At 58.1% G+C, this 14,552-nt stretch carries 11 protein-coding genes; 5 read left to right on the plus strand and 6 right to left on the minus strand.

Features of this window, described 5'->3' with window-relative positions:
* Positions 1-24 precede the first annotated feature (24 nt).
* The 3 genes from FTW19_RS20255 to thiL all read right to left on the minus strand — a co-directional run bounded on the left by FTW19_RS20255 (position 25) and on the right by thiL (position 2,880).
* The gene (locus FTW19_RS20255; protein ID WP_147649378.1) at positions 25-441 is read right to left on the minus strand and encodes a hypothetical protein; all 417 of its coding nucleotides are present in this window, start codon (positions 439-441) and stop codon (positions 25-27) included.
* Positions 442-506: 65 nt separating this feature from the next.
* Entirely contained in the window at positions 507-1,796 is a 1,290-nt protein-coding gene (locus FTW19_RS20260) for a putative bifunctional diguanylate cyclase/phosphodiesterase (protein WP_147649379.1), read from the minus strand.
* Between the two features lie 130 nt (positions 1,797-1,926).
* Positions 1,927-2,880, minus strand: a complete 954-nt coding sequence (thiL, locus tag FTW19_RS20265; protein ID WP_147649380.1) for a thiamine-phosphate kinase — start codon at positions 2,878-2,880, stop codon at positions 1,927-1,929.
* Positions 2,881-3,068: 188 nt separating this feature from the next.
* Here thiL and FTW19_RS20270 point away from each other — a divergent pair, with 188 nt between their 5' ends.
* The 3 genes from FTW19_RS20270 to FTW19_RS20280 all read left to right on the plus strand — a co-directional run bounded on the left by FTW19_RS20270 (position 3,069) and on the right by FTW19_RS20280 (position 9,485).
* Entirely contained in the window at positions 3,069-4,043 is a 975-nt protein-coding gene (locus FTW19_RS20270) for a M23 family metallopeptidase (protein WP_147649381.1), read from the plus strand.
* Positions 4,044-4,180: 137 nt separating this feature from the next.
* A complete protein-coding gene (locus FTW19_RS20275; protein WP_246153417.1) occupies positions 4,181-5,728 on the plus strand; it encodes a M20/M25/M40 family metallo-hydrolase in 1,548 nt (515 codons plus the stop codon).
* Positions 5,729-6,068: 340 nt separating this feature from the next.
* Entirely contained in the window at positions 6,069-9,485 is a 3,417-nt protein-coding gene (locus FTW19_RS20280) for a TonB-dependent receptor (RefSeq protein WP_147649382.1), read from the plus strand.
* Between the two features lie 74 nt (positions 9,486-9,559).
* Here the strand turns inward: FTW19_RS20280 and FTW19_RS20285 are convergent, their stop codons facing one another.
* Positions 9,560-10,420 carry an MBL fold metallo-hydrolase gene (locus tag FTW19_RS20285; RefSeq protein WP_147649383.1) on the minus strand — a complete coding sequence of 287 codons (861 nt, stop codon included), beginning with the start codon at positions 10,418-10,420 and terminating at the stop codon, positions 9,560-9,562.
* A 9-nt stretch (positions 10,421-10,429) separates the two neighbouring features.
* Positions 10,430-11,497 carry a metal-dependent hydrolase gene (locus tag FTW19_RS20290; RefSeq protein WP_147649384.1) on the minus strand — a complete coding sequence of 356 codons (1,068 nt, stop codon included), beginning with the start codon at positions 11,495-11,497 and terminating at the stop codon, positions 10,430-10,432.
* A 174-nt stretch (positions 11,498-11,671) separates the two neighbouring features.
* Here FTW19_RS20290 and FTW19_RS20295 point away from each other — a divergent pair, with 174 nt between their 5' ends.
* On the plus strand, positions 11,672-12,112 hold the full coding sequence (locus FTW19_RS20295) for a hypothetical protein (RefSeq protein WP_147649385.1): 441 nt from the start codon (positions 11,672-11,674) through the stop codon (positions 12,110-12,112).
* A 321-nt stretch (positions 12,113-12,433) separates the two neighbouring features.
* Here FTW19_RS20295 and FTW19_RS20300 read toward each other — a convergent pair whose 3' ends face one another.
* Positions 12,434-13,786, minus strand: coding sequence for a DUF5715 family protein (locus tag FTW19_RS20300; RefSeq protein WP_187143073.1), 1,353 nt, complete (start codon positions 13,784-13,786; stop codon positions 12,434-12,436).
* Between the two features lie 352 nt (positions 13,787-14,138).
* Here FTW19_RS20300 and FTW19_RS20305 point away from each other — a divergent pair, with 352 nt between their 5' ends.
* Entirely contained in the window at positions 14,139-14,510 is a 372-nt protein-coding gene (locus tag FTW19_RS20305; protein WP_187143074.1) for a c-type cytochrome domain-containing protein, read from the plus strand.
* The last annotated feature ends 42 nt before the right edge of the window (positions 14,511-14,552 follow it).

Consider the following 14,552-nt stretch of genomic DNA (forward strand, 5'->3'; position numbering starts at 1 on the left):
GCACAGACCTACGGCTCGACGCAGCTACAGAACTGCAACTGGTGGCGGACGAACGCCCAGCAGAAGTGCAAAATCTTCATTCAGGAACCGGCGAATACGCGTATCCGGACGAGCCAGTACCTGCAAGCGGCGCAGCACAAACAGCAGCGCAATAACCAGGCAGAGCATTTCAAGACACAAAAGCTCGAACTCCGGCGTTATGGCTTCATGATGACGCCGCATCGTCAGATCCTCAGGCTCGGTCAGCTTGCGAAGCACCTGCATATCGTCCGAGATGGAGATCACCGGTAACAGCAGGAAGGCCACCATCACGGTCGCCGTCAGAGCACGCCCCATGGGTGCGGTCAGCTTACCGGTGAACACACCGATCCAGACGCCGCTAACCATTGCAAACGCAATGACGACCCATGCAAGGTTGAGGAAAGATTCCACTAAAGGCATTGTAGAGCAACTTCCGCAGGAAACGTGTCACTCACTGGAACACGCATCTTTTCCATAAGACGCGCTCAGACTCGTTTCAGTACCGGCAATGTTGCCAGTACATTCATTTTGACCGGAGGTGAGAACAGATATCCCTGTGCTTCAGAACATCCATGCCGATCCAGAAAGCGGCGCTGTTCTTCGCGCTCTACGCCTTCAGCCACCGTGGGAATACCGAGATGTTCGCTCATCGCCAGTACGGCGCGCGTCAGAGCACAATCTTTCTGACTCTCCGGAATATTCATCACGAAGCTGCGATCGATCTTCAGGCGATCCACAGGAAAGCGGCGCAGATATCCGATGCTGGAATATCCGGTGCCAAAGTCGTCAACCACAATCTTTATGCCCATCTCGCGCAAGGCATACATCTGCTGGATCGAGCGTGGATCCTCGCGCAACAGGGTGCTTTCGGTGATCTCGAGCTCAACCTCTTCGAGATTGACCCCCGTCTCCGCTACGGCTGCGTCCACCACATCTAACAGTTGAGGATCGGCCAGTTGCGATGCCGTTACATTGACGGCCAGACGCAGACGCTCATGTCCTTCCAGGGTCGTCCACTGCCGGCAGGCCTCGCGGAAGACCCACCCACCGATAGCGGTCATCATACCGGCATGCTCCGCCAGGGGCACAAATGTGCCAGGCATGATCAGTCCGCCGTCTTCGGTGCGCCAGCGTAACAGAGTCTCGGCCCCGGTCATGGCGCCGCTGTTTAAACGCACAATGGGCTGGAACTCGAGATACAGACCACCGGTGACCAGCACATTGCGCAGCTCGCGTTCCAGCTCCGCCTGACGCAGCTCCGCCTCTTCTGCCGCGGAGTCATACAGAAACAGCCGCTCTCCCGTAGACCGGCGGGCCATACCCAACGCCGCATCGGCGCGACGCATCAGGTGAGTCACCGTAGGGTTCGACTTCGGCAGCAGGCTCACGCCAATGCTCGCCGTCAGACGAAGATCACCGGTCATCCCTACCGATACCGGAATCTTGAAGGTTCGCAGCAGAGCCTCGCCAACCTGGTTCACCTCTTCCCGGCTGGTCCGGCTCAGCAAAATCACTATCTCATCCAAACGGATCCGGCCGGCAACATGATCCGGCGGGCAGACCTGACGCACCCGGCTCGCCAGCTCATGCAGGAAACTCTCCGCCTCACCTTCGGGAAGGGACGAACAGATTTCGTACAGACGATGAATGTCGATCAAAAACACGGCCACCTGCGCCCCGCTGGAGCGGCTTGTATCGATCGCCTCTTGCACACGTGCGCGAAAGAGCTCGCGATCGCTCAACAGCGACTGCGAAGGAATGTCACAGATTCCCATAGTGATGGCCTGAAAAAGATTGCCACTTTATAGCACAATGGCAAACCGCTCAAGTAATACCAAAATAACGCCTTAGGTAAGCGCCATAAATACAACTTTTGGTTACTTTAGTCGGGGGTTAGCGGGGTGTTTACCTGTTTTCCTGGGTGAGGTGCTGCCAGCCGCCTCGGCGAAGACGCCGCTCACGGCCTTTCTGAAGCAGCGAGACGTTCTTTCCCTCGGTCACGATTCCGATCTTCGTGATCTCTATTCCGTTGATCCTGCGCGGAACAGACCGTCTGCTGGTGAACAGCAACTCATAGTCCTCACCGCCGTTGAGCGCCTGATCCAGAGTGCTGTGTGGAGCTAACGGTATCACATCCGCATGAAGACTAGCCCCAACGCCGGAGGCCTCGCAAAGATGAAGCAGATCGGTAGACAAACCATCGCTCACATCCATACATGAAGAGGCAAGCTTCAGCAGCCGGTGTCCCACCGCAATCCGCGGCTGCGGGAAGAGATGAGGGTGCATCCCATCCGGCTTCACCTTGCGGAAGGCCTTCGGGTCAGTACGCAGCGCTTCGAACTCTGCGGCAGCACCGCCCAGTCGACCGGTGACATAGATGGCATCCCCCGGCCGGGCTCCACTCCTTAATAGGGCTTTCCCTCGAGGCACAGCGCCGACCACGATGATGTCCGCCACCGTGTGCTTTCCTGGAGCACCGGCAGTATCTCCGCCAGCCAGAACAACGCCAAACTGATCTGCGACCGCATGCAGGCCGCGCAGGAACTCCCTGGTTTTGGTCCGGTCCTGGGCCCACCTAGGGGAAAGAGCCAGGCTGAGGAATGCCGCCAGCGGGCGTCCACCCATCGCGGCGACGTCGCTGAGACCGCGTGCAAGGCAGCGATACCCGGCGGCAAACGGTGGGTGGAAATCAGCGAAATGGACATCTTCCAGAGAGAAGTCGGTCGTAACCACCAGATCCTCTCCTTTACGGGGGCGCAGAACAGCCGCATCGTCGCCGATCCCAAAGCGAATGAACTCACTGTTACGTAAGGACTTACGCCTGATTTCCCGTATGAGCTCAAGCTCCCCGTATGGCATATAAAAACCATACCCTGAAAGTTGCCATTGGACGGTCTGAGCAATAAAATGAAACAAATCGCCCTGGAGACATCGGCAGACCCAAATGCGAATTAGCAATCTCGATTCGCCAAATGGAAATGCCGGGCCTCTGTGCCGCAGACACGCATTCGCGGCCGAAGACTGGGCATAAAGGCTGCGGCAGTCCATTGAAAAAGCGCTTTTACATCGTCTTCGTTTCGCGCGATGAGCAGGGTAATCTCAATAAGGTTCCCGTCCCTCTGCACTACGCTTATATCTTTGTCGCCGCTGCGGTGGTTGGTCTGTTTACCATCGTCGGTCTGGCCGGCTCCTACTCCCGCATGCTGATCAAGACTGCGCGCTTCAACCAGATGAGGCAGGATCGCGAGTCGCTGCGGCAGGATTACGCCCGGCTGCAGAAGGCGAACCACGAGAAGGATGTCCAGGTTGCCTCACTGGGAGCCCTGGCTAATGAAGTCTCCGCTCTGTACGGCCTGACCGCTAGCAAGCTTGCGGCCGCCTCCTCGGCAAAGTTCCTCTCGTCCCCGTCCAAGACGACTGACCCCACCCTGGCTCCTGTGGCTGACAACAGCTACTTCAAGTCTCTGGACACGTTCTACGCTCTGCGCAACTCCGCCTCCTCCGGTCTTGCGGCCCGGGTGCTCGCGCCGTCGCTGCAGTCAGCCCGGCTCGGCAGCCTGAACAGCCTTTCGGACTGGCAGGCCATCGCTGACGCTCCGTCGCTCTGGCCGGTGATGGGACCCATCACCTCAAGCTTTGGCCAGCGGGAAGATCCTATCCTGGGGAACGGTGAAGGCGAGTTCCACAAGGGCGTCGACATCTCGGCTCCCTATGGCACTCCTATCCGCGCTACCGCCGACGGTGTTGTAGAGAATGCGGCCTTCGGCAACGGATATGGCCGTGAGGTCGTCATCGACCACGGTCACGGACTGCAGACCGTCTACGCACACATGTCCGGCTTTAACGTCACTGCCGGCCAGCAGGTCACCCGCGGACAGATCATCGGCTACGCCGGCCGTACCGGCCGCTCGACCGGATCGCACCTTCACTATGAGGTCCGCATCCGCAACACACCGGTCAATCCGCACAAGTATCTGCGCGAGAGCTTCGCCGGCATGGTCAAGACGGCGGGCGACAGCTAGCCTGACAATCGATTGCTTCCCACAAAGGCCCACGCACATGGCGTGGGCCTTTTGCATTGCGGCCAATCCAGCACCTCGATTAATCGCAGTACACTAACAGGCACAGCACCAAAAATTTGTTCCAGCAAGGATGTTTCGTGAAGACTCTCCGCCTGCTCGTGCCTGCTGTACTCGCTGTATCTGCGGTCGTTCCGTCTGTTGCCCAGACCTCTGGACAGAACGGACCGGTCGCGGAGAAATACAAGGCTGACGCCGACAAGATCATCGCCGCGGCGATGAAGGACACCGAAGGCTACGAGACGCTGGCCTATCTGACCGACCATATCGGCAAGCGCCTCTCGGGCTCCGACTCGCTGCTGAAGGCGCTGAGCTGGGGTGAGGAGACGATGAAGAAGGCGGGCTTCCAGAATGTCAGCATCCAGGAAGCCAAGGTGCCGCACTGGGTACGCGGACAGGAGGAAGCTTCGATCGTTGCTCCCTTCTCTAAGCCGCTGCACATGCTGGGCCTGGGTATGAGCGTCGGAACCCCGACTGAGGGCATTACCGCTCCTGTCATCTTTATCCCGGACCTGGCTGCGCTGGCGAACACCCCCGAGGACCAGATCAAGGGCAAGATCGTCGTCTTCAACCCCGGCTGGCATGGCTACGGCCTCGGTTCCATCCACCGCACCACTGGTCCATCGCGTGCGGCGGCCAAAGGTGCGGTCGCTGTTCTGGTGCGCTCGGCGACCGGACTTGCCATGCAGACTCCGCATACCGGCACGCTGACCTACCTGCCCGATATGCCGAAGGTTCCCGCCGCTGCCATCACGGTGGAAGATGCTCTGCTTCTCGAGCGCCTCGCCAAGGAAGGCCCGGTCCAGGTCCATCTGAAGATGGAAGCACACATGGAGGCGGACCAGAAGGCCGGCAATGTGGTGGGCGAGATCCCAGGAAGCGAGCATCCGGAACAGGTGGTCGTTCTGGGCGGACACATCGATAGCTGGGATGTGGGCCAGGGAGCCATGGACGACGGCGGTGGCATCATCTCCTGCTTCGAGGCCGTCAACCTGATCCACAAGCTCGGCCTGAAGCCCAAGCGGACCATCCGGGTCGTCTTCTGGGTGAATGAGGAGAACGGCGGCGCCGGCGGCCGTGCCTATCGCGATGCCCTTGGCGATAAGGTCAAGAACCACGTTGCGGCCATCGAGTCCGACGGTGGCGTCGAGCGTCCCGTCGGCATCGGCTATACCGTCATGGGCGGAGGCCCGGCTTCGGGATCTGCAGCCCGTCGCCAGGCTGGAGCAAGCGCCAACCCGGCAGCGGCCATGGCCGCGATGGCTGCCATGGGTGGCGGAGCTCAGCGCGCTCTGGATGAAAGCAAGCTGACGCCCGAGGAGAAGAAGTCCTGGGACACGATCAAGCAGATCGCCTCGCTGCTGCAGCCCATCGGGGCGGATTCGGCCTCACCGGCAGGCGGCGGATCGGACATCGGCCCCATTGTCGCTGCCGGGGTTCCATCGCTCTCGCCGCGTACGGTGGGCGAGCACTACTTCGACTGGCACCACACTGAAGCCGACACGCTGGACAAGGTGGATCCGGAAGACTTCCGCAAGAACATCGCCCTGCTGGGCGTACTCAGCTACGTGCTGGCCGATATGGACGGCCAGTTGGTCGGTCACACCTCGGCAGCCCCTGTGGAATAACGACCGTTACCTTCCGATTACGAAAGGCGCTCCTTCGGGAGCGCCTTTCTGTTGGGAGACAAACCTTTGTCCGAGATTAAATTCAGCCGGACGTTTGAGAAAGATAAAGGTTGCGCTATCAATTGATTAAATTTCTTGACATATCGCCGGGAGCCTCGCAATCTGGTACCGGCTTCCCAGAAAATCCAGCTTTGGTGCATGTGATTGAGCTCAATTTTTGTACACCAATATGTATACATTTTTCGGGGATGTCCGAAACGCAATGACGGCCGCCAGACGCGCGATGAAGAAACGAATGCATCGAACGCTGCGGCATACATAAACACATACGGCACGAGCCATGAAACTCGGCCGACTTTTTTTGTTTCGAGAGGTCCAATTGATGCGAAATACAGCCTCAACCCTCCGCCGCCTGGCGGCTGGGCTAGCTTTGCTTGTATTTGCGATAGTGGCCGTCCCTGCTGCCTTTGCGCAGGAGACCACTGGCGCGATTCAGGGCACCGTGACCGACCCGACCGGGGCGGTCGTCGCAGATGCTGTCGTGACGGCGACGAGCGATAAGCTAATCAAACCCGTCACGGTAAGAACAGACTCACATGGTTTTTACCGGCTGAGCGCACTTCCACCCGGGACTTATGCAATCGCGGTGGAGGGAAGCGGCATGAAGGCCAAAGCTACTAACCTCACGCTGAATGCTGGCGATCTTCCCAATCTGAACCTCAAGGTTGCTGTTGGCGCAGAAACCATTATCGACGTCACCGATTCGATTGCAATGGTGGATACAACGCAATCGAAGGTCGAAACAACCATCGACAGCCAAATTCTGTCGGAGATTCCGAAAGGGCGTTCGTTCCAATCCGTTATCCCATTCGCCCCCGGCGCTCGCCAGGAGCCATTGCAATCTGCTACCGGCAGCGTTCTCAACGGCAATCGCACTCAGGGCTACCAGATTGACGGAGCATCTGACGGTGAGAACGTCTACATGATGGAAGGTGTAAACGTCACTGGCATCGTCGGCGGCGGTGTTGGCTATCAAGTCCCCTTCGAATTTGTACAGAGCGTCCAAGTTAAAAGCTCGAGCTTTGAGGCCGAATTCGGAGGAGCTATTGGCGGCGTCGTCAATGCTCTACAGCAAAATGGCAGCAATAACTGGCATGGCTCGATCTTCAGCTACTACCGTTCCAGTGCGCTCAATGCCAACGACCAGTGCAATTGGTCTACCACCTGCGGCCTGTTGAAAACCGGCAGCGCCAGTTCAACCACCCGTACGGATGCAACCGCCTATTACTTCATCGCCAAGCAAGATCACTATCGCATCGTAGAACCGGGCTTTACCATTGGCGGACCTATTCTGAAGGATAAAGTCCGTCTCTATAGCAGTTATGTCCCTCAGTTCTACAGGCTTCGCCGTGATGTTAATTTCACGGGAACCAATCCAGGACCGCGTCAGTTCTATCAAAATCAGGACATCCACTATGGGTTCTCTCGTGTTGACTACACCCCATTTAGCAAATTGACAACCTTCGCCAGCTGGGAATATCTATACAGCCGCATCGTCGGCAACAGTCTTCCGAACCCCGACTCTCTAGTTGCAGGGCAAGTCAATACAACTGCAGGAAACGATCCAACAACCTATCGTGCAGACTCTGGCCAGGTTTCTCCAGGAGCTATTTATCTCTTTGGCGCGAACTACACGGTGAACTCGAAATTCCTTGTTTCCGGACGCTACAGCTATCTGTACAACAACACTTCAGATCGCGGTAAGCCTACCGGAGTCCGCTACTACTTTGACTCGGGCTCAGTCGATAACACAGGAACAGTTCCGACGAAGGGTTTGGATGGATCGAGCGTTCCCAGTGCCTATCAACAAAAGACTGGGTATGCCAATATTGCTGCGAACACGCAGCAACAGTTCAATGTTTTACAGCGTAAGAGTGCTGCGGTTGACTTGTCCTACGTTCAAACTGGCTGGGCAGGAACTCACAATTTCAAAGGTGGCTGGGCATGGACTAGCGTAGCCAACAACCTTAACAGTGGTTACAAAACAGCGCTCGTATACCAGGAATTCGGTATCGACTACACACCACAGACATCAGCTACTGCATGTGATGCTGTGATAGCGCAAAACGTGGCGACTTATGGCTCTTCCGCCGCAGGTCATTGCCGTGGAAATTACGGCTACTTCTATGTCTATGACTACTCGACGGGTGGCAAGGCTGCTGGTAACAATAGCGGGTTTTACATCCAAGATGGATGGACCGTTGCCCATACTGGCTTGACCATTAACGCAGGTGTCCGTTTGGAAAAGGAATACCTGCCGCCCTATAGTGCTGGAGCTTCAAGCGTCAACTTCGACCTGACACAAAAGGTTGCACCTCGTATCGGTGCGGCATATGACGTATTTCACAACGGCAAGCTGAAAGTCTACGGAAGCTATGGCAAGTTCTTCGATGTGATCAAGTACTCATTGCCGCGTGGTTCCTTCGGCGGTGAATACTGGCACAACTGCGTATATGCTCTAGACAATCCTAACTACAATGCATTTGTCCCGGGCAATAACGCAGATGGCCATGCTTGCCCCACCAGCGGGAGTGCCATCGGTGTCGCAAGCGGCTATCGCTTTATCGAAAACCTTGATCTCCGCAAAAATGTCATCAACCCAACTGACCCTGGCGTTGATCCAAATATGAAACCCATGGCACAGCACGAGTTCGTTGTGGGCTCCGAGTGGGCCATCACCCCGAATACAACCTTCACCGCCCGTTATGCACGGAAACGTCTTGAGCGTACGGTTGAAGATATCGGTGTAACCGACAACCTTGGTTTCTACATTGGAAACCCGGGCACTACATTCGGTGACCTGCTTCATCGCGCCCTTCCCGGGTCGGGAATCACGTCTCCGATTTGTCCCTCATGCCCTGCACAACCCGGCGCCATTCGCAACTACGACGGCATTGATCTTCGCCTGACGAAAACCACCGGCAAGTACTTCTTCTCGGCGTTCTACTCATTCAGCAAATTGCGGGGTAACTACCCTGGTTTGACCTCAACCTTTAACACTGACGGTGGTGGTGGACGTCAGAGCCCGAACAATAATCGTTCATTCGATCAGCCCCAAATGCAGTTTGATGCACATGGTAACGTCATGAACGGGCCACTGCCGACTGACCGTCCTAATACCTTTGGTGGTTATGGTTCCTATGGTCAGAAGTGGCTGCTTGGTGAAACCCGTCTCGGTCTGCAGCAGGTCATCTACCAGGGCTCCCCAGTAAGCACCTCCTGGCCAGTCATTTCGACCTCAGCGGTACAGCAGGTTGAGGGCCTAGGAAACTGGGTGCCAATCACACGAGGCAGTGGCGGTACTATCACTGCTGGAGCGGTCCAGACAGGTCGTCGTACTCCTGCCTATCTACAGACTGATGCAAACCTGACCCATTATGTTCATGTCAGCCAAGATCACGAAAACCGCAAGTTCGGGATCGAGATGAACGTATACAACCTGTTCGGCCAACACGCGGTAACCGCTTATAACCAGGTTCCGCTTACTGCCGCTACTTATCCGAGCGTTTCAACTTCAACAAATCCAACCGGCATCAACTTCAACTCCCTCCTCACTGGCTGGGACTACGTTGGAGTCAGTAACAATGGTTCCGGCCCCTCCAACCAGGGCAACAAGATCGTAAGCAGCAGCTACGGACTACCGAACCTCTTCCAGAGTGCTCGTCAGATCCGTATCAAGGTTGCTTACACCTTCTAACCCCTGGCCTGAGGATCAGGCTGAAAAGGGGGAGCGCTTCGGCGCTCCCCCAATTGTTTTCCGCTTTGTCTTCCCTACTCCGGTACGACCCGCCCCCGCTCATCCTGTTTGAGATATGTCATCGGCAGCTCGTGATCGTGTGGGAAGATCGTCAGCCATCGCTTCGGCAGTGCCTCGGCAAAGTAGCGTTTACGCTCGTCGATGGTGCGGATTGGGTCCAGGTCGAAGCCCATGGCCCAGCTCACGTCCAGATGATGTCGCGTCGGAATCAGGTCGCTGACGAAGACGGCGTGCTCTCCCCTGCTCTCGATATGGACAGCCATCAACTGCTCCGTGTGGCCGGGGTAGAGCTCGACCCAGATGCCGTCGCAGATCTCCGGCGCGGTCATGCGTTCGTCGTCGATCAGCGTCATCTGGCCGGCTTTGATCAGCGGGTCGTAGTTCGCTGAGGCATAACTGATAGCGTCGCGCTCGTACTGGTGATGACCATGCAGCACCTCGCCGCGATGCGCGAAGTATCGTGCATTGGGGAAGGTAGGCGTCACACTGCCGTCAGGATGCAGAGTCGTATTCCAACTGCAGTGGTCCCAATGCAGATGGGTGTTGATCACGATATCGATCTCTTCCGGAGAGATACCGGCTGCTGCCAGAGACTCCGGAAGCTTCTGCTGGGTCCCATAGATCTCGCGCAGCTTCGGTGACAGCTTGTTGCCGAAGCCGGTCTCGATCAGCACATTGTGCCTGCCAGTCCGGACTAACAGACAGTTCAGCCCGAACGCGACCCTGTTCTGCTCGTCTGCCTGCACCTTCTTCGACCATAGCGTCTTCGGTACCACACCAAACATGGCGCCGCCATCGAATAGCACCCTGCCATCGGTACAGACAGTCAGGTGAAAGTCGCCGAGAGCACGCTCGGCTCGGATCAGCTCACTCATACAACGCTCTCAATCTCCCTGCTTCTGCACGCTGCCGTCGATCTGCATCTCGACCACTCTGTGATCCGTATTCACGGTTGCAACGCCGCGCAGTGGTGTCCGCATCCGCCCGTCCAGAAAGCTGGAGCTGTAACGGAAGCGCAGGTCGTCAAACGTCACCTCGGTCTCGTCGTCTCCCGGAGCCGCCGAGGCGGCGTCCCGCGCCTGCTCCCTTACCACCGGCCACCGCGCCCAATCCAGATAGACCTCTCCCAGCCAGGAGCGCTTCGCCGCCAGCGTCGACAGCGTTGTGGGCGGCTTGCGGATCAGGTCATTGCTGGGGTCGCTGGTCATCTCGTCCCGCAGGGTATCCATTACGCCCAGCCGAAAGTACTTCGGCGTCTCGATCACGACCTGCCATTTGAAGGGATTCACGGGATACGGGTTGGCCGCCACCCGCAGCACGGGCTCGCCGGAGATCTCATTCGCCTCTGCCAGGCGCACCGCTCTGCCGTGTTCGAAGTCGCGCACCACCCACAGCACGGCCGTGAAGACCAGAGCTGCAATTGACAGGCCTTGCCCACGAAATGCCGAACGCCGCGCTCCAACTTCGTTCGCTACCAGGCCGAAGATCGAAGGCAATAACAGCGCACCCAGCAGGAACAGCCACTGCAGCGGCTCCGCGATGAACACCAACGACGCCTCATACCAGCGAGGGTTCCAGGGAGCGAACGGCCGCACGCCGTAGTTGTTGGTGTAGTCCAGCAGCAGGTGGCTCAGAAGCGCAATCCAGGAAAAAACAAAGAGCCAGCCCCAGCGGACCGGCGCCGCCGGAGTACTTCCCTTCGCCGACCGCCACCAATGCACCAGCTTCGCAATCCCGACGATGAAGGCTGCCTCCAGCGGCAGTGCCCACAGGCTGTGAGTCCATCCGCGATGGTGCTGAAAATAGGCCAGCGGACCGCCAAGGCGATAGACATAATCGATGTCCGGAAGCTCCGCGGCCAGGGTCATAGCCAACGTGGCATATGCGGCTTTGCGATTGAAACCGGCACGGCTCAACACCGCACCCGTCATGAAATGAGTGACTGGCTCCATTGCACCAGACTACAAGGTGAGTGCAACCAGACTAGAGCATTTTCCCTGTTGGTATAGAGTAGGGCTTCCGCATCTACGGGCGTTTTCCGCAATGAAAACGCCGCTGCACAGCCCTTTTCGGGGTACCCAGCAAAAGGGAAAATGCTCTACAAGGTGAGGTGAGAGGATAAAAACATGCATCCGTTTCCATCCACCCACGAGGAGATTGCGGCCTTCGTGTCGGCATTCGAAGCCGGCACGCTTCCGAAGGAATGCTGGACGCATGCCGCCCATATCCTTAGCGGTGCATGGTATGTCCATGCCCTCGGTCCGGAAGCAGCACTCGCCGAGATGAGGCGGCGCATCCGTGCCTACAACGAATCCGTGGGCACACAAAACACCGATACCAGCGGATATCACGAGACGATTACGGTCTTCTGGATCAGGATATTGGCAGCGGAACTCGGCCGGCGTCCTGAGGCAACACGCGCTGCCTTCGTCACCGAGGCGGTTGAACACTTTGGCCGGCAGCGCGATATCCTGACGCGCTATTACAGTTTCAACGTTGTGAAATCGACCGAGGCCCGCCGCATGTGGATCGAGCCTGATCTGATGACGATTGGCGCGAGCAGCTAAGGCGTATCGGTTGATCTGAGATAGCCCAGACCATGGGCGAAATGGTGGGAGCAGCGGGGTCCCCAACCAGCCTCACTGGTTGGGGTGTTCAGTGGGCTTCAGCCCGCTGATAAAAGCATAAAAATAAATGGGCTTTAGCCCTGGGTTCTTGGTTCGATCCAGGAGAAAAGGCCCAGGGCTAAAGCCAGCCTTTCTAGATGCTGTTTGACCGTGGCCTGAAGGCCACGGCTCCCACCGGTTCGAGCTTCGCTCGACTGCCCACCCACGCTCGCGATGGATGGGGCACCCGGTGCATGGGCTGTCTGGAGCGTATCGATATCTCTAAGGCAGAGCGGTTGCCAGCGAAGCCTTGGGCAGCCGCGATTTGCTGGGCTTTTCCTTCGTCTTCGGCTCGGGCATGTAGTTCTTGTAGATGCTGATGTGGAAGCAGGCCTGCTGGAACTCCTCTTCCACGTCGATCTTGCCTTCCTGCACCAGGGGCAACAGGTACGCACGCAGCCAGGCAATCTCTGTCATAGACAGACCGTGCTTGGCCAGATCGACCGCCTGGCCAGTCAGGTGAGGCGAAGCGGTATCTCCCTCCGCCGGGGCGGCGTTGCCGTTGGTGCGCAGCAGGCGCTGCTGGAACTCCACGGTACGGACGGCTGAGTTTACCTGCAGGGGGCCGTGAAAGCGCTCATAGTGTGCGCGGCCAAGGTCATTCAAGAACTTCACCGCCCAGGGGCGGGCATACCGTCTGTCTGCTTCCAGACGGTCATCGACCTGCATCACTTTGTTATCGGGCAGCGCGATGAGCTGTTTGGCTTTGCGCAGACGCACAAGGTCCGCATCATCCTGCACGCGTTCCAGACCGTAACGGTCGGCGACGATATTCTGACGCACCAGAATGGCATGCGACCCCAGCAGCGGCGCTGGGACGATCAGACGGCCGCGCCGGAAGGTCAGCTTCGGCTGAGGCAGCGCTGCGGCGGGACTCTCCTCGACAAGCTCGGTACGCTTCACGGCAAGCACCGGTGGGGCCGGCAGTTCTGAGGCCGCTCTCTCTTCGATTGCAGGCTTGCGAGCAGATTCGGTTTTCGCCGGAGTCAGCTTCGGGCGCTCGGCAGGGCCAACCGCCGGCTCGGCAGGCTGCGACTCTTCAGCATCCTCGGTCTGCGAAACATGCACCACCGGCGCCGGCGCCTCGGCCTTGGGAGGCAGGTGTGTGGTCTTTTCCGGCTCAGGGGCTTCAGTTTCCGCAGGTGGATGCTTCTGTTCCAGTGACTTTCGCTGCTGGGCTGCCTTCAGGAAATCTTCGGTTGTTGCCTTCTGTCCGTCATCTTTTGCCGGAGCTGCGGGCTTCGCTGAAGCAGCCGGAACAGAAGCCGTCGCCACAGGCTTGTGGACAGGTTTTGCAACCGGGGATGGAGACGGCGCGTCGTCGGCGACGACCTCGTGGTGGTCTCTCAGCCAGGCGTGGACACGTTCTGCCGCCGCCGCGGCAGCAGCGCGATTCCCAGCTTCGTCAACAGGAGAGTGGCCGGTGCGTGTCGCCGGAGCAACGGCCTTCGGTTTTGCGGTAGCGGATGCAGACGGACGGGTGGTCGAGCGTACTGCGGGCGATCCCGCAGCGGGCTTTTTTCCCGGCTTCTTACTCGTGGGCTGCGCCGGCAATTGACCGGCGACAGCAGCCACGAGTAAAAACACCCATCCAAGGCGACGCATACACACAACTAAGAAGCCCGCGTCAGGGGCCAGAGCACTTTTAACCCTACCCCCGTCTCGGTAACGCAAAAAGTAACCAGAAGGATTCTGTGTAGGAATCAGTAAACACCGCCGCGCGAAGAGTTCGCCTCCCCTGCCGTCTCCGCTACGATGAAGAAGCATGCGCATTAGAGCATTTTCCCTGTTTCTGGGTAACCCGAAAGTGACGTGCAGCGGCGTTTTCATTGCGGAAAACGCCCATAGATGCGGAAACCCTACTCTACACCTGCAGGGAAAATGCTCTACGATCTCCAGGGTCTCCTCCGCCACCTGTGCGAGCCTGTTGCTGGCTCTGACCGCCGGCCTCAGCGGCTGTGACAAGCCAATGACTCCGGAAGACGTCACCTACAAGAACACCGGTAATCTCTATATCGACCGCGTCCAGCCCATCCTGCAGACCCGCTGCTACCGCTGTCACGCCGGCCTGAACCACGAGAGCGGCCTTCGGGTCGACAGCCGCGCCTACATGCTGAAGGGCGGCAAACATGGCACGTCGCTGGTTCCCGGCGATCCGGAAAAGAGCCTCATGATCAAGCTGGTGCGGCACGAGGGGCCTAAGGACGATCCTATGCCCATGCCGAACCGTCGTGGCAAGCTTCCGGAACAGGAGATCCGTGATCTGGAGCGCTGGGTCAAAGAAGGCGCGTTGGAATAAAGCTCTTCCCAACGAAAAGGGCTCCGCAGGCAACGAAAAAGG

The sequence above is a fragment of the Terriglobus albidus genome, from assembly GCF_008000815.1.
Lineage (GTDB): Bacteria > Acidobacteriota > Terriglobia > Terriglobales > Acidobacteriaceae > Terriglobus > Terriglobus albidus_A.

Coding starts and splice junctions, on each gene's coding strand:
- FTW19_RS20255 (WP_147649378.1), bottom strand. CDS start 441: ATGCCTTTAGTGGAATCTTTCCTCAACCTTGCATGGGTCGTCATTGCG.
- FTW19_RS20260 (WP_147649379.1), bottom strand. CDS start 1,796: ATGGGAATCTGTGACATTCCTTCGCAGTCGCTGTTGAGCGATCGCGAG.
- thiL (WP_147649380.1), bottom strand. CDS start 2,880: ATGCCATACGGGGAGCTTGAGCTCATACGGGAAATCAGGCGTAAGTCC.
- FTW19_RS20280 (WP_147649382.1), top strand. CDS start 6,069: ATGAAACTCGGCCGACTTTTTTTGTTTCGAGAGGTCCAATTGATGCGA.
- FTW19_RS20285 (WP_147649383.1), bottom strand. CDS start 10,420: ATGAGTGAGCTGATCCGAGCCGAGCGTGCTCTCGGCGACTTTCACCTG.
- FTW19_RS20290 (WP_147649384.1), bottom strand. CDS start 11,497: ATGGAGCCAGTCACTCATTTCATGACGGGTGCGGTGTTGAGCCGTGCC.
- FTW19_RS20295 (WP_147649385.1), top strand. CDS start 11,672: ATGCATCCGTTTCCATCCACCCACGAGGAGATTGCGGCCTTCGTGTCG.